At 45.8% G+C, this 19,117-nt stretch carries 13 protein-coding genes and 16 tRNA genes; 16 read left to right on the top strand and 13 right to left on the bottom strand.

Annotation, left to right across the window (positions count from 1 at the left end):
- Positions 1–121 precede the first annotated feature (121 nt).
- Entirely contained in the window at positions 122–1,951 is a 1,830-nt protein-coding gene (locus DYH48_RS05995; RefSeq protein WP_071939598.1) for an ABC transporter ATP-binding protein, read from the top strand.
- 592 nt (positions 1,952–2,543) lie between these two features.
- Here DYH48_RS05995 and DYH48_RS05990 read toward each other — a convergent pair.
- From DYH48_RS05990 to gltX, 10 genes are all read right to left on the bottom strand, one after another.
- Positions 2,544–2,619, bottom strand: a tRNA-Glu gene (locus tag DYH48_RS05990).
- Positions 2,620–2,831: 212 nt separating this feature from the next.
- Positions 2,832–2,907: transfer RNA gene (locus DYH48_RS05985), tRNA-Glu, on the bottom strand.
- Between the two features lie 118 nt (positions 2,908–3,025).
- Positions 3,026–3,101, bottom strand: a tRNA-Glu gene (locus DYH48_RS05980).
- Positions 3,102–3,232: 131 nt separating this feature from the next.
- Positions 3,233–3,308 (bottom strand) — tRNA-Glu (locus DYH48_RS05975).
- A 118-nt stretch (positions 3,309–3,426) separates the two neighbouring features.
- Positions 3,427–3,502 (bottom strand) — tRNA-Glu (locus DYH48_RS05970).
- A 135-nt stretch (positions 3,503–3,637) separates the two neighbouring features.
- A tRNA-Ala gene (locus tag DYH48_RS05965) sits at positions 3,638–3,713 on the bottom strand.
- Positions 3,714–3,817: 104 nt separating this feature from the next.
- Positions 3,818–3,893, bottom strand: a tRNA-Glu gene (locus tag DYH48_RS05960).
- Positions 3,894–4,024: 131 nt separating this feature from the next.
- A tRNA-Glu gene (locus tag DYH48_RS05955) sits at positions 4,025–4,100 on the bottom strand.
- 135 nt (positions 4,101–4,235) lie between these two features.
- A tRNA-Ala gene (locus DYH48_RS05950) sits at positions 4,236–4,311 on the bottom strand.
- Positions 4,312–4,415: 104 nt separating this feature from the next.
- A complete protein-coding gene (gltX, locus tag DYH48_RS05945) occupies positions 4,416–5,825 on the bottom strand; it encodes a glutamate--tRNA ligase (RefSeq protein ID WP_006082293.1) in 1,410 nt (469 codons plus the stop codon).
- 615 nt (positions 5,826–6,440) lie between these two features.
- Between gltX and DYH48_RS05935 the strand changes: the two genes are divergently transcribed.
- The 13 genes from DYH48_RS05935 (at position 6,441) to DYH48_RS05875 (ending at position 14,526) form a co-directional block, all read left to right on the top strand.
- Positions 6,441–6,516: transfer RNA gene (locus DYH48_RS05935), tRNA-Val, on the top strand.
- 72 nt (positions 6,517–6,588) lie between these two features.
- Positions 6,589–6,664, top strand: a tRNA-Val gene (locus tag DYH48_RS05930).
- A gap of 39 nt (positions 6,665–6,703) precedes the next feature.
- A tRNA-Val gene (locus DYH48_RS05925) sits at positions 6,704–6,779 on the top strand.
- A 48-nt stretch (positions 6,780–6,827) separates the two neighbouring features.
- Positions 6,828–6,903 (top strand) — tRNA-Val (locus DYH48_RS05920).
- 28 nt (positions 6,904–6,931) lie between these two features.
- Positions 6,932–7,007, top strand: a tRNA-Val gene (locus tag DYH48_RS05915).
- Between the two features lie 28 nt (positions 7,008–7,035).
- Positions 7,036–7,111, top strand: a tRNA-Val gene (locus tag DYH48_RS05910).
- 28 nt (positions 7,112–7,139) lie between these two features.
- Positions 7,140–7,215, top strand: a tRNA-Val gene (locus DYH48_RS05905).
- 170 nt (positions 7,216–7,385) lie between these two features.
- Positions 7,386–7,616: a hypothetical protein gene (locus DYH48_RS05900; RefSeq protein WP_006082294.1), complete on the top strand. Its 231-nt coding sequence runs from the start codon at positions 7,386–7,388 to the stop codon at positions 7,614–7,616.
- 467 nt (positions 7,617–8,083) lie between these two features.
- The gene (locus DYH48_RS05895; RefSeq protein ID WP_006085509.1) at positions 8,084–9,103 is read left to right on the top strand and encodes a TRAP transporter substrate-binding protein; all 1,020 of its coding nucleotides are present in this window, start codon (positions 8,084–8,086) and stop codon (positions 9,101–9,103) included.
- Between the two features lie 59 nt (positions 9,104–9,162).
- Positions 9,163–9,819, top strand: coding sequence for a TRAP transporter small permease (locus tag DYH48_RS05890; RefSeq protein WP_006082296.1), 657 nt, complete (start codon positions 9,163–9,165; stop codon positions 9,817–9,819).
- On the top strand, positions 9,819–11,216 hold the full coding sequence (locus DYH48_RS05885) for a TRAP transporter large permease (RefSeq protein WP_011847220.1): 1,398 nt from the start codon (positions 9,819–9,821) through the stop codon (positions 11,214–11,216). Before DYH48_RS05890 ends, DYH48_RS05885 begins: the two co-directional genes overlap by 1 nt.
- A gap of 129 nt (positions 11,217–11,345) precedes the next feature.
- The gene (locus DYH48_RS05880) at positions 11,346–13,142 is read left to right on the top strand and encodes a sensor histidine kinase (protein WP_006085511.1); all 1,797 of its coding nucleotides are present in this window, start codon (positions 11,346–11,348) and stop codon (positions 13,140–13,142) included.
- Positions 13,143–13,146: 4 nt separating this feature from the next.
- Positions 13,147–14,526: a sigma-54-dependent transcriptional regulator gene (locus DYH48_RS05875; RefSeq protein WP_115334281.1), complete on the top strand. Its 1,380-nt coding sequence runs from the start codon at positions 13,147–13,149 to the stop codon at positions 14,524–14,526.
- Positions 14,527–14,607: 81 nt separating this feature from the next.
- On the opposite strand, the gene DYH48_RS05870 is transcribed toward DYH48_RS05875, so the two are convergent.
- Together DYH48_RS05870 and DYH48_RS05865 are read right to left on the bottom strand one after the other, a co-directional pair.
- The gene (locus DYH48_RS05870; protein WP_115334280.1) at positions 14,608–15,057 is read right to left on the bottom strand and encodes a DMT family transporter; all 450 of its coding nucleotides are present in this window, start codon (positions 15,055–15,057) and stop codon (positions 14,608–14,610) included.
- Between the two features lie 9 nt (positions 15,058–15,066).
- Positions 15,067–15,501 carry a DMT family transporter gene (locus DYH48_RS05865; RefSeq protein WP_006082301.1) on the bottom strand — a complete coding sequence of 145 codons (435 nt, stop codon included), beginning with the start codon at positions 15,499–15,501 and terminating at the stop codon, positions 15,067–15,069.
- A 96-nt stretch (positions 15,502–15,597) separates the two neighbouring features.
- Here DYH48_RS05865 and DYH48_RS05860 point away from each other — a divergent pair, with 96 nt between their 5' ends.
- Positions 15,598–16,536 carry a LysR family transcriptional regulator gene (locus DYH48_RS05860; RefSeq protein WP_011847224.1) on the top strand — a complete coding sequence of 313 codons (939 nt, stop codon included), beginning with the start codon at positions 15,598–15,600 and terminating at the stop codon, positions 16,534–16,536.
- A 277-nt stretch (positions 16,537–16,813) separates the two neighbouring features.
- On the opposite strand, the gene DYH48_RS05855 is transcribed toward DYH48_RS05860, so the two are convergent.
- Positions 16,814–18,061, bottom strand: coding sequence for an MFS transporter (locus DYH48_RS05855; RefSeq protein ID WP_071939602.1), 1,248 nt, complete (start codon positions 18,059–18,061; stop codon positions 16,814–16,816).
- Positions 18,062–18,213: 152 nt separating this feature from the next.
- Between DYH48_RS05855 and DYH48_RS05850 the strand changes: the two genes are divergently transcribed.
- On the top strand, positions 18,214–19,095 hold the full coding sequence (locus tag DYH48_RS05850) for a LysR family transcriptional regulator (RefSeq protein WP_012587291.1): 882 nt from the start codon (positions 18,214–18,216) through the stop codon (positions 19,093–19,095).
- Positions 19,096–19,117 lie beyond the last annotated feature (22 nt).

Below are 19,117 nucleotides of genomic sequence, written 5' to 3'. Positions count from 1 at the left end.
TTTACGTAAAACTAGCATGTAGCACTAGCGGAAAACGGAACTCAATCATTTCAATGCTTTTAGGGAATGAAATCCTATATGCTATACGCGACTATTTTTTATCTCACCATAGAGTTAATTCATGTTTAAACGATTTGAATCTTGGGTTGAAGCCCTCCCCGATGATGAACCGACTAAGCCACCCACAGGGGTTTATGCTTTTTGCCGCCACTACACTAAAGGCTACGAACTGCCGCTGATCTTAATGTCAGTGCTAACCGCTTTGTTGGCGATGCTTGAAGTGTCGCTGTTCGGATTTATGGGCCAATTAGTGGATTGGCTTGTGAAAAAAAATCCCGAAACCTTATTTCAAGACGAAGGCATGACCTTAATGCTGATGGGGGGCATGGTGCTGATTGTGATGCCAATCTTGGTATTACTGCATGCGCTTATCATGCATCAAACCTTGCTCGGCAATTATCCTATGTCGATCCGTTGGCTCGCGCACCGCTATTTGCTAAAGCAAAGTGTGTCATTTTATCAAGATGATTTTGCCGGCCGAATCGCCACGAAAGTGATGCAAACGTCCTTAGCCGTGCGCGAAACTGTGATGAAGTTGCTCGATGTATTGGTATACATTTTGGTGTATTTCACTTCTATGTTAGTGATGATCGCCAGCGCCGACCTGCGCTTGGTGATACCTATGCTAGTGTGGCTTGCACTGTATGTTGGGCTGCAATGGTACTTTGTGCCTAAGCTGAAAAGTGTCTCTACCGAGCAAGCCGATGCGCGCTCAACCATGACAGGCCGTATCGTCGACAGCTATACCAACATCACCACAGTGAAGCTATTCGCCCACACGCAAAAAGAAGCCGAATACGCCAAATCCAGTATGCGGATATTTTTAGACACGGTTTATCGCCAGATGCGCTTAGTCACGGGCATCAGCGTCAGCGTGCAAATCATCAACTATATGCTCGCCTTCAGCATTGCCGCGGTAGCGATTGCTCTATGGACTGACAGCGCGATTACTATCGGCGCCATTGCCATTGCGGTCAGTTTAGCACTGCGTTTAAACGGCATGTCACAGTGGATCATGTGGGAAATCAGTTCGTTATTTGAAAATATCGGCACTGTCACCGATGGGATGAACACCTTATCGAAAACAACGATCATCCAAGATGAGCCAGACGCCAAGGCGCTGGTCGTCAACCATGGCAAGATTGATTTCAAGCAAGTGTGTTTCCATTACGGCGAGCAGACTGGGGTGATTGAAGATCTGAATCTGAATATTAAGGCAGGTGAAAAAGTTGGCTTAGTTGGGCGTTCTGGCGCGGGTAAGTCGACCTTAGTGAATCTATTAATGCGATTCTACGATGTCGAAAAAGGTCAGATTAATATTGACGATCAAGACATTAAGACGGTTATGCAGGATTCACTGCGCTCGCAAATCGGCATGGTGACCCAAGATACATCACTGTTGCACCGTACTATCCGCGAGAATATTCTTTACGGCAATCCAACGGCCAGCGAAGAACAGCTCGATAGCGCCATTAAACAAGCTCAAGCCTATGACTTTATTAAGGATCTAAGTGACCCTCACGGTAATCATGGCTTAGATGCCCAAGTGGGTGAACGTGGTGTAAAACTTTCTGGTGGCCAAAGACAGCGGATCGCTATCGCGCGGGTTTTATTAAAAAATGCGCCGATTTTGCTGCTTGATGAAGCCACTTCAGCGCTGGATTCTGAAGTCGAAGCCGCCATTCAAGAAAGTTTATATGAGTTAATGCAAGGTAAAACAGTAATTGCAATCGCTCATCGACTTTCGACCATTGCAGCAATGGACAGGCTAATAGTGTTAGATCAAGGCCGAGTCGTCGAACAAGGCACGCATCAAGAACTCATTGCTGCTGGCGGCATTTATGCCCAGCTATGGGCACACCAAACCGGTGGATTCTTAGGCGTAGACTAAATTAAAAGTTAAATGACGAAAGGCGACACTTAGCAATGAGTGTCGCCTTTTTTATCTCAAATAAGTCTCCGCCTAATTCTGCCCTCTTCCCGCAAGGCTTCACTCTTACACTCGCCCTCATATTCACCGCAACGATACGCTATTCAGCTATTACAATAGCTACCGTAAGAACGGCTCACTTCAAATTGCGATCGTTTAGCGATTGGAAGCATGAGATAAATCGCGATTAACGGTTCAACTTATCAGTATTGAAAGTAGCAGCATTCAAAGTGCCAACACACTGAATAATCCGAAAGGTAAGTTTTAGCTATGGGTTAACGCAAGGTTAAGCAGGAAAACACTTAAATAATTCTTATCACACAATTGGACAGAATGACTTCACCACACTAAGTATGCCTCTCGAAGCATTATTTATCTTAATGTGGATGGTTTGATTGGTGGGTAAATTCGGCTTAGGCAAATAACTCGAGGCGTATGACTCGTAAATGAATCGGGGAGATCTCGATTTAATATTCAAAATTCAGACACAAAAAAACCACCTTTAGGTGGTTTATTGTCTTTAACCAAAGTTTCGATAAACCTTGATTAAAATTGGTATCCCCTAGGGGATTCGAACCCCTGTTACCGCCGTGAAAGGGCGGTGTCCTAGGCCTCTAGACGAAGGGGACCCGGACATATTAATTTGAACGTATTGTTCCCGTTTAACATCTACGGTGTCCTAGGCCTCTCTTCTAAAAAATGAAGGGGATCCGGACTTATGATTTAACTCGTAACCGAGCTTTGTAACACATTCACTTCAGTAGGCTAGGAAGTAAATGCTTTGTTCTTACCAAACAACTCGTTAGTTATTTGCTAGGAACCACTCTCTATAAAAAATAGATGGTATCCCCTAGGGGATTCGAACCCCTGTTACCGCCGTGAAAGGGCGGTGTCCTAGGCCTCTAGACGAAGGGGACCCGGACTTATGATTTAACTCGTAACCGAGCTTTGTAACACATTCACTTCAGTAGGCTAGGAAGTAAATGCTTTGTTCTTACCAAACAACACGTTAGTTATTTGCTAGGAACCAAAATTTGGTATCCCCTAGGGGATTCGAACCCCTGTTACCGCCGTGAAAGGGCGGTGTCCTAGGCCTCTAGACGAAGGGGACCCGGACTTATGATTTAACTCGTAACCGAGCTTTGTAACACATTCACTTCAGTAGGCTAGGAAGTAAATGCTTTGTTCTTACCAAACAACTCGTTAGTCATCTGCTAGGAACCACTCTCTATAAAAAATATATGGTATCCCCTAGGGGATTCGAACCCCTGTTACCGCCGTGAAAGGGCGGTGTCCTAGGCCTCTAGACGAAGGGGACCCGGACTTATGATTTAACTCGTAACCGAGCTTTGTAACACATTCACTTCAGTAGGCTAGGAAGTAAATGCTTTGTTCTTACCAAACAACACGTTAGTTATTTGCTAGGAACCAAAATTTGGTATCCCCTAGGGGATTCGAACCCCTGTTACCGCCGTGAAAGGGCGGTGTCCTAGGCCTCTAGACGAAGGGGACCCCGGACATATTAATTTGAACTTATTGTTCCCGTTTAACATCTACGGTGTCCTAGGCACTCTCTTCTAAAGAACTAAGGTAACCTCAGACATATTAATTCGAACTCACGTTCCTGCTTAACATCTGCAGTAAGTTTGGTGGAGCTACACGGGATCGAACCGTGGACCTCTTGCATGCCATGCAAGCGCTCTCCCAGCTGAGCTATAGCCCCAAATTTTTGTCGACACTGCTAACTTTAATAGTATGCGTATCAGCAGAAATTTAGATTTTGTTCATATCAAACAACTCGTTAGTTATTCGACAGGAACCAATACTTGGTATCCCCTAGGGGATTCGAACCCCTGTTACCGCCGTGAAAGGGCGGTGTCCTAGGCCTCTAGACGAAGGGGACCCGGACTTATGATTTAACTCGTAACCGAGCTTTGTAACACATTCACTTCAGTAGGCTAGGAAGTAAATGCTTTGTTCTTACCAAACAACTCGTTAGTTATTTGCTAGGAACCACTCTCTATAAAAAATAGATGGTATCCCCTAGGGGATTCGAACCCCTGTTACCGCCGTGAAAGGGCGGTGTCCTAGGCCTCTAGACGAAGGGGACCCCGGACATATTAATTTGAACTGATTGTTCCCGTTTAACATCTACGGTGTCCTAGGCACTCTCTTCTAAAGAACTAAGGTAACCTCAGACATATTAATTCGAACTCACGTTCCTGCTTAACATCTGCAGTAAGTTTGGTGGAGCTACACGGGATCGAACCGTGGACCTCTTGCATGCCATGCAAGCGCTCTCCCAGCTGAGCTATAGCCCCAAACTTATTAAACTACATTTAAGTGCACTACAAGCATTTGCTCGTCTGTGTCTCAACTGCGTGGCGCATTCTATGCAGCGCACCTAAAAGTGTCAACTCGTTTTTTAGGAATTTATTCTATCTGCTACAAATTCAATCGCTTTGGATATTCTTTGCTCAGAACGGCTTCTTCCGATTAAAAATAATGTGATATCAAGGCCTGGTGACTGCCCTGCCCCTGTTACAGCGACACGTAAAGGCATACCAACCTTGCCCATACCCACATCTAATTCTGTTGCAGTGTCTTCAATCGCCTGATGGATAGCTTCTACAGTCCACTCAGTTAATGCGGCTAATTTTTGTTGAACCAGTTGCAATGGCTCTAACGCAACACCACGTAAATGCTTTTTCGCTTGGGCCTCATCAAACTCTGCAAAGTCTTCATAGAAATAGCGGCTAGAAGCCGCTAACTCTTTTAGTGTCTTAGCGCGTTCAGCTAATGCCGTAACCACTTCCGCTAATGCTGGGCCGTTTGACAAATCAATTTTTTGATCGTCCATGTGCCATTGTAAGTGTGTCGCTACATATTCTGGGGCAAGACTCTTTATATAGTGTTGGTTCAACCACACCAGTTTATCGGTATTAAAGGCAGAAGCGGCTTTATTGATATCACCGAGCTTAAAGTATTGCTTCATTTCTTCTAAGGAGAAGATCTCTTGGTCGCCATGTGACCAACCTAAACGCACTAAGTAGTTCAACAGTGCTTCTGGCAAATAGCCATCGTCACGGTACTGCATTACGCTCACTGCGCCATGACGCTTAGATAATTTCGCGCCATCATCACCGAGAATCATAGAGACGTGAGCATATTCTGGGATCGGCGCCCCTAATGCTTTAAGGATATTGATTTGACGCGGCGTATTGTTGATATGATCTTCACCACGAACCACACAGGTAATTCCCATATCCCAATCGTCAACGACCACACAGAAGTTATAGGTTGGCACACCATCGGTACGGGCGATGATCAAGTCATCTAATGCATCGTTTGAAAATTCGATACGGCCACGAACATGGTCATCAAATACCACTGAACCGCCGATAGGATTTTTGAAACGCACGACAAATGGCTCATCAGTATCACGAGCGGGTAAGTCACGGCAGCAACCATCGTACTTTTGTGCTTCACCGTTGGCGGCTTGTGCTTCTCTTAACGCATCAATGCGCTCACGTGAGCAATAGCATTTGTATGCAGTGCCCTTTGCTAACATTTGGGCAATGATTTCGTTATAACGATCAAAACGCTTAGTTTGGTAATACGGGCCCTCGTCCCATGTCAAACCTAACCAGTTCATACCTTCTAAAATCGCATCGCAGGCGGCTTGAGTCGAACGCTCAATATCAGTGTCTTCAATACGTAATACAAACTCACCGTTATTGGCACGAGCTTGTAACCAAGAATAAAGTGCAGTACGGGCACCACCAACATGTAAGAAACCAGTAGGACTAGGGGCAAAACGCGTCTTAGTTGTCATAATGGGACACTAACCTATATAAAGTCGTCTAGATAAAGACAATCACGATAAAAAAGTGGGCTTATTCTAACAGTCAAAGCAGGCGCTGCAAATGGGACAAGCTCTGCAGTATCACTTATCTAGTAAAATCGTGACGCTAAATCCCCTCCTTATATAGAGAAGCCTATATAAAGGTGCGCATATAAAGTGATGCCACAGCTATCACCCGCAAACCTGTGCCCCATTTATCTGACTTAAGACTCATGGATTGATTTTCGCTACGCTTAGATCCCTGCCCTACTTTTGCCCCTATCATGCTTTCAGCTATAAATAGTGTGTCTTTGGCGCAACGCCTATACACCGCTATCCACTCAATCTCTAACATCTAATCATTGTGAGTCACTCACACCCTGTCATTTTATCGTCCGAAATACTCACGAATGACATGAGTCTAGCTATCGCGGCATCCCAAACACCCAAATTGCACGCCATTGACAGGCGAATAAACTAACACTTTGATCGGCGGCGTGATTAGCATTAAGCCAATGCGAACAAAAATAGCGCGACCAATGCTTTTTTCACTAAAAAGCGTTGACACTAGATCGAACCTCCCTATAATACGGCTCCACACAGCGAGGTCGATTAGCTCAGCTGGGAGAGCACCTCCCTTACAAGGAGGGGGTCACTGGTTCGAGCCCAGTATCGACCACCATTGTTTTTATAGATATATTGTTTTTATACATAATTTGTAAAGAAAATGGCTGTACAAAATAGTTATATCCCAGGTCGCTTAGCTCAGCTGGGAGAGCACCTCCCTTACAAGGAGGGGGTCACTGGTTCGAGCCCAGTAGCGACCACCATATAACTTAATGTGCCTCATTGTGTGAAAGTCATTCCCAGGTCGCTTAGCTCAGCTGGGAGAGCACCTCCCTTACAAGGAGGGGGTCACTGGTTCGAGCCCAGTAGCGACCACCATTCTTCAGTGAATAATGACTTAAAAATTGTGTAATATCAGAATGCCCAGGTCGCTTAGCTCAGCTGGGAGAGCACCTCCCTTACAAGGAGGGGGTCACTGGTTCGAGCCCAGTAGCGACCACCATATTCTGCAATACACAAGATATATCCCAGGTCGCTTAGCTCAGCTGGGAGAGCACCTCCCTTACAAGGAGGGGGTCACTGGTTCGAGCCCAGTAGCGACCACCATATTCTGTAATACATAAGTAATATCCCAGGTCGCTTAGCTCAGCTGGGAGAGCACCTCCCTTACAAGGAGGGGGTCACTGGTTCGAGCCCAGTAGCGACCACCATATTCTGCAATACACAAGTTACATCCCAGGTCGCTTAGCTCAGCTGGGAGAGCACCTCCCTTACAAGGAGGGGGTCACTGGTTCGAGCCCAGTAGCGACCACCATATTTATCCCCCCAATAAACTTTACCAACACGCTGACTCAACTATGCTTGATCTCAATCAGCGAGTGCTAAATTTTACTATTTCGCCTTTTATAATCCGTAAAATACCAAGCTCTATCGACACTCAGCGTGATTTCATTCTGCTTTTAGCATTGTTTGGAGATCAACATTATGGCCAGCGTCAGTCAATCCGCTTCTCTTGCCAATATTGCCGCTTATTTAAAGCATACCCACGCTTGCGATGAGCAAACGGCACTCAAGGAAGCACGGGAAGTCATGCATAATCTCGTCAGTATGCGCCAAAAGGGCTTTATTACCGGTTGGTACTTTGACGAACAAGGCCACTTAGAGTTGTTGCCTAGCGATGCGATCCTAAAACGTATCCTTTTAGATGATGATTAACTGCGCCAACTGACTCCTTGTCTTGATTGACGACAAACACCATCGACTTGACCACAATTAACCACACAATCAGCCTACACTGCTTATCCCAAAATAATCCATCACGCATGTTTCAGCGTAGCGCATACTTTTGCGGCATTTTTTGATCTCAAAATAACTAAGTTTGTTTAATAAACCTGCACCGCCAAGGGCTATCTATTTGAGGCAGATCCGCGCCATGGGTGGGTTCCCACCCAAATACAAAATCACTGTGAGCGAGATCTCACCCACAAAACTAAAAGTGTGACAAACATCAAATGAACTACACTTTAGTAACCAAACACTTACAGAAGTCAGTGTAAGTTGGCGTGGTATTTGCCTTTAGTAAGACAGACCTCAGGGAAATCAAGGCTGTATTCCTACTCAAACTTGGTAACAAACTAACCAAGACTGAGGACAAATCCTAACAACAGAAAAAGGAACTCAAGATGACATTGAATCAACAAACTGGATTGACCCGTCCACTCAAAACCTTAGTCAAAATGCTCGCCGTTGCCTCCGTGTTCGCAACCAGCTTTAACGTATTTGCAGAACCTATTGAAATTAAGTTTTCGCACGTTGTGGCAGAAAATACGCCCAAAGGCCAAATGGCACTTAAGTTTAAAGAACTCGTTGAACAACGTTTACCGGGTGAATACAAGGTCAGTGTATTTCCTAACTCACAGTTATTTGGGGATAACAACGAGTTAGCGGCACTACTGTTAAACGACGTGCAATTTGTTGCGCCGTCACTCTCAAAATTTGAACGTTACACTAAACGCCTACAAGTATTCGATTTACCTTTCCTCTTCAATGATATGGATGCGGTAAACCGTTTCCAACAAGGTGAAGCAGGTCAAACACTGCTGAACTCTATGACCCGTAAAGGGATTGTCGGTCTAGGCTATTTACACAATGGTCTGAAACAGTTCTCGGCTAACACGCCACTTAAAAATCCTGCTGATGCAAAGGGCTTGAAGTTCCGCGTAATGGCGTCTGATGTTTTGGCGGCTCAGTTTGATGCTGTCGGCGCTATTCCAGTGAAAAAACCTTTCTCTGAAGTATTTACCCTGCTGCAAACCCGCGCTATCGATGGTCAAGAAAACACATGGTCAAATACTTACTCACAAAAGTTCTATGAAGTGCAAAGCCAAATCACTGAAAGTAACCACGGTGTGCTCGACTATATGGTCGTGACCTCTGACACTTTCTGGAAAGGCTTACCCGCTGACAAACGTAAGATCATCAAAGAAGCTTTAGATGAATCTATCGCATTAGGTAACAAAATTGCCGCTGAGAAAGATAACCAAGACAAACAGTTAATCCTAGATTCTAAACGTTCACAGTTAGTGACTTTAACGCCTGCTGAACGTCAAAAATGGGTCGATGTGATGAAACCAGTTTGGGCTAAGTTTGAAGAGCAAATCGGTAAAGATGTGATTGATGCTGCTGTAGCTGCAAATAAATAATAATGATGATAGCCGCTTAATCTCAACCGAGGTTAAGTGGCCATTTCAGCGAGGGGATTATGGCTGTGATATCGCGAATATTTGGTTATTTTGAAGAAGGTGTGCTCAATTTATTGATCACTCTGATGACGTTGTTAGTGTTTTCAGAAGTCGTCGCACGCTTCTTCTTCAATACGGGTTTTCTGTGGATCCAAGAACTCACACTGACCTTTTGCGGTTGGTTTGTGTTGTTTGGTATGTCTTATGGGGTAAAAGTTGGCGCGCACATTGGTGTCGATGCCTTCGTTAAAAACTTAGCGCCTCGGGCCAAAAAGATAACGTCCCTCGTTACCGCCTTTGTCTGTATCGTCTATTGCGGACTGTTTTTAAAGGGCAGTTGGGATTACTTAAGCCAGATGTATCAAATTGGTGTGCCTATGGAGGATATTAATTTCCCCCAATTTTTCTTAAAAAGCCTCGATCCAGACTTTGCTTGGAACACCTTACGGATTGATGTTGAAGATGGCGCGGTACCGATTTGGTTATCCCAGAGCATCTTGATCATTGGTTTTTCGATGTTAACTTGGCGATTCGCCGAACTCTTTATTGCCATCCTACGTGACCAAGTCACTGGCTTCCAATTTGCCGATGAAGCGAAAGAAAGTATGCATTTAATCGATGAAAGCGTTAAAAACGCCAATGAAGAACCCGTCTCTGACGAAAAGGAGACTAAATAATGGCGATTGCAACCCTATTTACCGCTCTATTAGTGTGTATGTTTCTCGGTATGCCTATCGCTATCGCGTTAGGTTTTTCCAGCATGCTCACCATTTTGTTTTTCTCGAATGACTCCTTAGCCTCAGTGGCACTCAAACTGTATGAGTCTTCATCGGAGCATTACACTCTACTCGCTATCCCCTTCTTTATTCTGTCATCCGCCTTCCTCTCAACCGGTGGCGTCGCGAGACGGATTATCGATTTTGCCATGGACAGTATTGGACATGTCCGTGGTGGATTAGCGATGGCATCTGTTATGGCCTGTATGCTGTTTGCGGCGGTTTCAGGCTCATCACCCGCAACCGTAGCGGCAATTGGTTCAATCGTGATTGTGGGCATGGTTAAAGCGGGTTATCCCGAGAAGTTTGCGGCGGGGGTTATCACCACCTCAGGCACACTTGGTATTTTGATCCCACCGTCCATTGTGATGTTGGTGTATGCGGCAGCGACCGAAGTGTCCGCAGCAAGAATGTTTATGGCAGGTTTAATCCCAGGCTTAATGATGGGATTAATCCTGATGATCGTTATCTACATTGTCGCCCGCTTTAAGAACCTGCCTTCGCGTCCTTTCCCAGGCTTTAAACAACTGGGGATTTCAAGCGCCAAAGCTTTGGGTGGATTAGCACTCATCCTTATCGTACTCGGCTCTATCTATGGCGGCGTTGCGAGCCCGACTGAAGCTTCGGCTGTGGCTTGTATGTATGCGTACTTTATTGCGGTATTTGGTTACCGTGACATTGGGCCATTAAAAGAGGTGGCTTGGCGCAATCAAGGTGAAAGCTTACCTAAAGCCGCTGCACGTAACTTAGGTCACATGTTCCTAGGGCTAATTAAAACGCCTATCGACAAAGACATACGTAACGTAGTGCGTGATGGTGCTAAGGTCAGTATCATGCTGCTGTTTATCATAGCTAACGCTATGTTGTTCGCGCATGTATTAACCACTGAGCGTATTCCACATATTATCGCTGAGCATATCGTTAACATGGGCTTACCCGCTTGGGGCTTCCTGATCATCGTTAACTTACTGCTGCTTGCTGCCGGTAACTTTATGGAGCCGTCGGCAATTGTACTGATTATGGCGCCGATCCTCTTCCCTATCGCGACTCACTTAGGCATAGATCCTATACACTTAGGTATCATCATGGTGGTGAACATGGAGATAGGTATGCTCACGCCGCCGGTGGGGCTCAACCTCTTTGTTACCGCGGGGATCACGGGTAAGAGTATTGGCTGGGTCATTCAATCGGTTCTGCCTTGGTTACTGCTGATGTTAGCCTTCTTAACCTTGATCACTTACGTGCCACAGATTTCGCTCTTCTTACCTGAATGGTTGGATTCGATGCGTGGTTATTAATCTGCAATTCAAGGTTGTGAGATTACCCCTTGATTACAGTTAGTTTTTAAGCGAGCCTAGTCAGGCTCGCTTTGTTTTATGATGCACAATCTCAGTGATTGATACCGTCGCTTTATCAGGATAGCCACCATGTTGCCCATGACGCCTAAGGCCAAGAAACGCCTCTTTCTCACTGTAGTGTTACTTGCAGGCCTATTTGCAACGCTTAAACTGACCTATTGGGTGCATTTGCATCAAGGTAAAATCGAGATCCAAACCCAATCGGAGAAACAACTGAAGGAGTTAGTCAGCTTTCTCGATGGTGCATTATCGCGCTACGAAAGCATTCCCCACGTGCTCTCGACGAACCCTATGCTCGCCAATGTACTGAACGACCAACAAAACCCCGATAAAGTCCAAGAACTTAATTTATATCTCGAAGAAATCCAGCATGTCACTGAGGCGTCCGATATTTATCTGATTGATGCCTTAGGCATCGCGATTGCCGCCAGTAACTGGCAACAAAGTTTCTCCTTTATTGGCAAGGATTATTCCTTTAGACCCTATTACACCGATGCTATTTCGGGCAATTTAGGCCGTTATTATGCCGTGGGTACCAGCTCAGATAAGCGTGGGTTTTACTTTTCTTACCCTATTTATCAGCAAGGCGGCAAAGGCATACTCGGCGCTATCATAGTCAAAGTGGACATTAGCGGTATCGAGCAGCAAAGCACGAGCATTGCCATTGCGGGTCAATACCAATTCCTTATCAGCGACCCTGAAGACATTGTTTTTATCTCCAGCGTCGATGAGTGGCGCTTAAAGTCACTCACTCCACTTACCCAAGCCAAACAATATGCGCTTAATGCATCAAAGCGTTACGCGGAACGCCCCATAGGTGAACTGTTGATGAAACCTCCCTATGAGAGTGGCAGCCAAGCCATGCTCTACCAATTGCAAACGGGCAGAGATCATGAGCAATACATGGATAATCACCAGTTAATGGCCAAAGCTGGCTGGCGGGTGCACATCTTAGCGCCCATCAAACCCTTGCTGTCGTCTTTACCTGCATTGATGTTACTGTCAGCCAGCATTTATCTGTTGCTGGCGCTCAGCATCTTGTTTAGCGCCGAGCGGCGCCGCAACCTACAGCGTATGCAGCTGGCACAAAACCTGTTAGAGCAGCGAGTCGAAGAACGGACTCAGGACTTGCAGCAGGCGAACCATCAGCTTAAAGATACTCAGGATGAACTCATTCAAGCGGCAAAACTGACTGTGATCGGCAGTTTATCCGCCAGCATTAACCATGAGCTTAATCAGCCGCTTGCAGCACTGCGCAGCTACGCCCAAAATACTCAAACCTTTCTAGCCCGTAATATGCAAGATAAGGCACTGGATAATATCAAGATTATTATTGAACTGACCGATAGATTGGCCGATATTGTCGGCCAATTTAAAAGCTTCACTCGCAAGAGCCAAGGCACGGATAGCGCTACCGATATTGGCCGCTGTATCAAACAAGCGCTGACCATAGTTCAGCCCGCAATAGACAAGCAAGGCGTTGAACTCGATGTGCAGTTACCCAATGGCAACTATCAGGTTTGGGGCGATAAAGTCCGATTACAGCAAGTGTTTGTCAATATCATGAGCAACGCCATTGTCGCTATGCAACAATCGGTTAAACGCAGCTTGGTCATCCGCGTGACCAGTGAAGATAAGTTCTGCATCAGCATCCAAGATTCAGGCCCAGGCGTGCGTGAAAGCCAAATGGAAAAAATCTTCGAACCTTACTTTACCACCAACGAGCGCCACGGACTGGGGCTGGGCTTATCGATTTCACAGCGTATTATCGAATCCATGCAAGGCCAAATTAACGTTGCCAATGCCGAAGAGGGTGGCGCCATTTTCCAGATTATTTTACCTATTTATTTGCTTGAGGAACGTTAGTCTCATGAGTGTGCCCAATTCAATCCAAGATTATTCTGTTCTCATCATCGACGATGAGCCGCACATAGGCACAGTTCTCGTTCAGCTATTTGAACTTGAGGGCATTAAGGCGCTCGCCACCACAGAGCCTAAAGGGATTGCTAAACTCCTACATAAAGATTGGGCGGGAATGGTGATATCGGATGTCAACATGCCGCAATTAGATGGCATCAGCTTAATGCAACAAATCCGCCTGCAGGACCCCGACCTCCCCGTTGTGCTACTGACCGGGTTTGGGGATATCGCCATGGCAGTCAATGCCTTAAAGCAAGGTGCCTACGACTTTCTCGAAAAGCCCTTCAATAACGAACATATACTCGATGTGGTGAAGCGCGCTTTAGATAAACGCAGCCTGACCCTAGAGAACCGTAAGCTTAAAAAGGATCTCGAAAGTCAGAGCGTACCAGGCCCTCGCATTTTGGGTAACAGCGTCGGCATCAACCGTATGCGCCACATCATAGATCAAGTGATAGATACCCCAGCTGATGTGTTAATCGAGGGTGAAACAGGCACAGGTAAAGAGCTCGTCGCCCGCTATTTACACGATCACAGCAGCCGCAGCCAAGCCAACTTTGTCGCCATCAACTGTGGCGCGATCCCCGAAAACTTAATTGAAAGTGAGCTCTTTGGCGCCGAAGCAGGTGCCTTTACCGGTGTCGATAAGATGCGCATTGGTAAATTTGAATACGCCAACGGCGGCACATTATTTTTAGATGAAATTGAAAGTACGCCACTGTCGCTGCAAGTAAAGCTGCTGCGGGTACTTGAAGATCGTAAAGTTGAACGCTTAGGATCAAACAAAAGCATCAGCCTTGATATACGGGTAATTGCCGCCACTAAGGTGGATTTAAAAAGCCTGTGTGACACGGGGGAATTTCGCCAAGACTTGTTGTATCGCTTAAATCTGGTGACTGTGCCTATCCCTCCCCTGCGGGATCGCCGTGAAGATATTCCTTTGCTGTTCCTGCACTTTGCCCGGGTTGCATCGGCACGCTATCACAAAGCGCTTATCGCCTTAAATGCCGAGCAAAACGCCATACTCACTTCCCACGACTGGCCGGGCAACGTGCGTGAGTTACGTAATCTCGCCGAACGCTTTGTACTGCTGGGCGGAGAAGCCGCCTTTGCTGGCACTTTGGGCAACACCCCAAGCCTGCACTCGAGTATGTCCTTACTGCAACGAGTCGAGTTTTTTGAAAGGGTATTGATTGAAGAAGCGCTTAGCCACAATAAGGGCAGCATTAAGCAAACAATGGAGCAGTTGGAACTGCCCCGTAAAACCCTCTACGACAAAATGCGTAAATATGATTTAGACCGCAAGCAGTACATTAACTCCGATGACTAGCTCATTTCGATGACAAAAAAGTGCGACCCCAGCTTGAGCTGGGTTCGCTATCACAGCATAAAAATGAGTCTGAATCATCTATTACGCCGATGTTTTATTACTTGAATGTATAAAATAAAGTGCGATCGCCAAACAGATTACGGCTGCGATTCGACTTGTAGAAAAGTGAATCGTTTCATTGCCAAACCAGCCAAAATTATCAATCAACATACTCATTAGTAGCTGTCCAAAAATAACAGCCACGGTTGCGACAGCTGTACCTATCCGCTGAACGGCTAACACCATGATGACGATATAAGGCACGCCACACATTGCACCTAATAACTGCCATTTAGGCACATCCAACAATGTCACAGCTTGAGGTGGTTCAAAATAAAAAATTAACAATCCAGTGATCAAAGCTCCAGTCGAAAAAGTTAAAAATGCACTGCGAAACACCCCCACTTTACTCCCCAGTTGTCCATTTATCGCCGCTTGCATGCTCAAGGTAGCACCGCCAATCACAGCCAACATAATCATAATCAATGTCATAACTCGCCCTTAACTTTGCGCCATCAGCACTAATGCTGCAACGATAAATAGCAGTGCCACAATACGTTTGGTATCAATTCGTCTATGTGCTGTACCAAATAAACCGTAGTGGTCAATCAGCAAACTCTTCGCAACTTGGCCCGCTAAAATACCGATCATTGTCATAGCAATCCCAATTGCTGGTGTCGCGATAGTCAGTATCACCACATAAATAGGGCCCAGCACGCCGCCCGTTAATGTCCAAGAGGGTTGCGCGAAAAATGAGGGACTATTTCGAGGACTGAAAAACAGCATCAAGATAAAGGTGAGTGCTGCACCGACACCGAAAATGCTAAAGGTTGCCCATAACTCCCCGACTTCAGCACCTAAAGGTCCTAGGAGGCCCGCTTCAACGGATAATCCCGCCCCTCCTAGCACAACAAAAAATATCATTAAAAACTGCATACATAAGCTCCTGTGATTAAGGCCAGCAAGAGTACCCTAGTCGATAAAACCAATAAATGAGACAATACAGGAAACACCTGTGCAGAATTTGCAAAAATGAATGATATAAACTCAATCAATATGCGAGCGTTAAAGTTTTTTATCGGCGTTTATGACAGCAAAAGCTATTCTGTTGTGGCTCGAAAGGAAGGGGTCTCTCCCTCGATGATTTCTAGAGTCATCAGCCAACTAGAAGATTCTCTGGGACAGCAGCTGTTTTATCGAAATACCAGAGCAATCATACCCACGGAATCGGGCAGGATTTTCATTGAATATGCGCGTTCCATGGCAGAGCAACTGAATGAAGTCCGCAATGAATTATTAGATAGGACGATAGAACCTAAGGGATTGATCAGAATTAATGCCCCGGTTTTTTTCGGGCAGCGACATATTGCGCCTTGGTTAGCGGGGTTTTTAAGGCGATATCCGCAGGTACAAGTGGAACTCACACAAACAGACGATTATATCGATCCGCATGTTAGTGCCGCCGATATTATCTTTCGTATTGGCACTTTGGTTGATTCATCACTCCACTCAAGAATACTGGGAAGCCAAACCTATCATCTTGCGGCATCCAAAGCGTATATCGCACTGCATGGCATGCCCACTGAACCCGCCGATCTCAAAAACCATCAATGCCTAGTCTATAGCGGATCTTCGGGTCAAAATCGCTGGTTTTTTAACAAGAACAAGACGACATGGCTGCATCAGCCTATCACCCCAATCCTCACCTCAAATAATGCGGAAACATTACTCATAGCCGCATTAAATGATATGGGAATCGTCCTCTTTCCAGACTGGTTAATCGGTGACTCTCTTAAAAATGGACAACTTATTTCATTGCTCACGGACTGCGAATCAGCGATAAAAATTGATCAGCATTATATTACTGCGATTTACCCAAACTCCCGTACTCCCTCATTGAATGTCCGCGCCGTAATTGACTACTTTCTTGAGGTGTATGGCAATCCGCCCTATTGGAAATATCAAGGTTAATAAATCGCTACACTTAAACCGCAACAGATGCATTAAATCAGGGCACTTAATGAGGGAGCTTAAATATCGACCATAAGACTCAAGGCATGAAACTCAGCTTCCAATTTAGGTTAACCAGTAAGGTTTGCTGGTTTGAGTCAACTTATCAAACGACCCACACCAAAAATAAAGGCCAACAGTTGATGTTGGCCTTTATTCATTTGATTTAATCAATTGATATAATAGCTTAGCGATTTTTTTACTTTTATTGCTTTAACAACAATAGCCCTGTCAAAGCCTATGCAAGCGCACGAACGTCATTGGTTTGATGGTAATGTAAACGAGTGATGGCCAAGGCAATCAAAGCCAGTAAGGTTAACGACCCCATAACCACACCGCGCCACTGCGCCTCATGCCAAAACATCATTAAATAAGGGCCGCCTATCGCCGCGCCTAAGTAGTAACAGCATAAATACAGTGATGTCGCCTTAGCCCGATCGCGACTGGCGCGCATCGCGACAAAGGAATTACAGCAACTGTGGGTGAGGAAGAAACCACAGGCCGTCATCAAAAAACCTAAGCTAATGGTTAAAGTGGTATCAAACAGGGTCAGTAAACTACCCAGCAACATCACGCACCAAGACCACTGATATAACTTATGTTGGCCAAATTTAGCGAGCCATTTCGCGGTGAAATACGACGCAATAGTGCCGCTGGAATAACACAGGAAAATCAAGGTTGCTTGAAAGCGACTCCATTCATAGGGCGCCGCCATCAAATGCAGCTGAATAAAGCTAAATTGATTCACCATCATCATAAAGGTCAGGCCACCGATCGCGTAGACCAAGCGCATTTGCGCATCGGTCAAATGGTGGCTAAAGCCATGAAGATCTTGGGCTAAACGGGCGCGTTTTGATAAAGAAGGCTCGGTTTTGCTCTTTGACATGGCCTGCGCATCGGCAAGTGAAGGAAGCAAATAGTTCACTAAAGCCACGCCCGCTAAGGTGACTAAAAACAACAGCCACATGGATTCTTGCCAAGATAAAAACTGCGACATAACGCCGCCGAGTAAACGGCCAACAATGCCACCAATGCTATTCGCCATAATGTAAATGCCCGCGGCTTTGAGCATAGTGCTCGGTGACAACTGCTCTTTAAAGTACGCCATCGCAATTGCTGGCACGGCAGCGAGTAACGCACCTTGCAGCAATCGCACTAGCACTAGCCCGTTAAAGTCCGGTGCCCAAATTAACAGTAAGTTAGATAGCGCCAACAACCACAGGCTGACAATAATCGGTGTGTGTCGACCGATACGGTCTGACAGTACCGCATACAAGAGCAATGAAAAGGCCAAGGAAAAACTGGTTACCGATAGGATTAACGTCGCTTTAGACCCTGATACCGCAAAATGCTCCGCAATTAGCGGCAGCATGCCTTGCATCAGATACAAGTTGATATACACCACCACAGAGGCAACACATAGCGCCCACATCAGTCGGGTATCACGCTGTTTATGATCAATCATAGTATCTAACACGGCTTGCACAGGAGCCTCGACAAAGCATCACTCATAGGATAGACAAAGGTTATCACTGGGCATAACATAACAATAATAGATAATATCTATCGCTATCATTGATTTTTGTTATAGCCACAAAGCACCGACCTTGCCACTATTCAACAGTATGGGCCCGATTGATGGATATCCGCCAACTCAAACATTTAGATGCCCTTGCCAGTACTGGCAGCTTTACCGCCGCAGCCAAGAAACTGAATATGGCTCAACCGGCGTTAAGCCAAAGTATCAAGCGCTTAGAAGTCGCACTCGGCGTGACTTTAGTCAATCGTACGAGCAACAAGAATGACAAGCTGCTCGCACTCACGGCCGAAGGTTTAGTCTTGCATCAACATGCCACTTTGATCCTGAAACAGATTAAGCAGGCCGAAGCGCAAATCCGTGCCATGGCCAATCTCACCTCGGGGGAAGTCCGCATTGCCGTGCCGGGCATGCTGGGGTCTTTCTACCTGCCCTCGCGCTTAATGGCTTTTCGGCATAAATACCCCGAGTTGAAACTGTCACTGTTTGAAGGCGGGACGCGCGACGCGTTGCGTATGTTGCAACAGGAAGAAGTGGATATTGCGATCATTACCGCCCAAGACCTACAACCCGAATTTGATAGTCAGCTGTTGATCCGTGAGCAAATGGTGATCGCTATGGGAGCCGAACATCCTTTAGCGGAACATAGCGCCGTCAGTCTCAATGATTTTTTCGACCATGAATTAGTGATGTTCAAGACAGGTTATTTCCACCGCGAGTGGATCTTATCGCAAGCCAAGGATCTGGGGAAAAAGCCCAATGTCGCCTTCGAGACTAATCTGATCAACCTTATCAAACAGATTGTTTCCCAAGGATTTGGGATAACCAGCGTGCTCGAAATGGCAATAAGTTCAAAAGATGACATTTTAGCTAAGCCCTTCGATCCACCAGTATTTTTGAATCTGCACATCGCATGGAAAAAACAACGCCCGGTGAGTCAAGCAGACCGCGCCTTTGTCGATTTTTTAATGTCAAATCGCTGACCTAAACCGATTAAAACAAAAA

It is taken from the genome of Shewanella baltica (genome assembly GCF_900456975.1).
Lineage (GTDB): Bacteria > Pseudomonadota > Gammaproteobacteria > Enterobacterales > Shewanellaceae > Shewanella > Shewanella baltica.
This window is presented reverse-complemented; position numbering and strand designations above follow the sequence as displayed.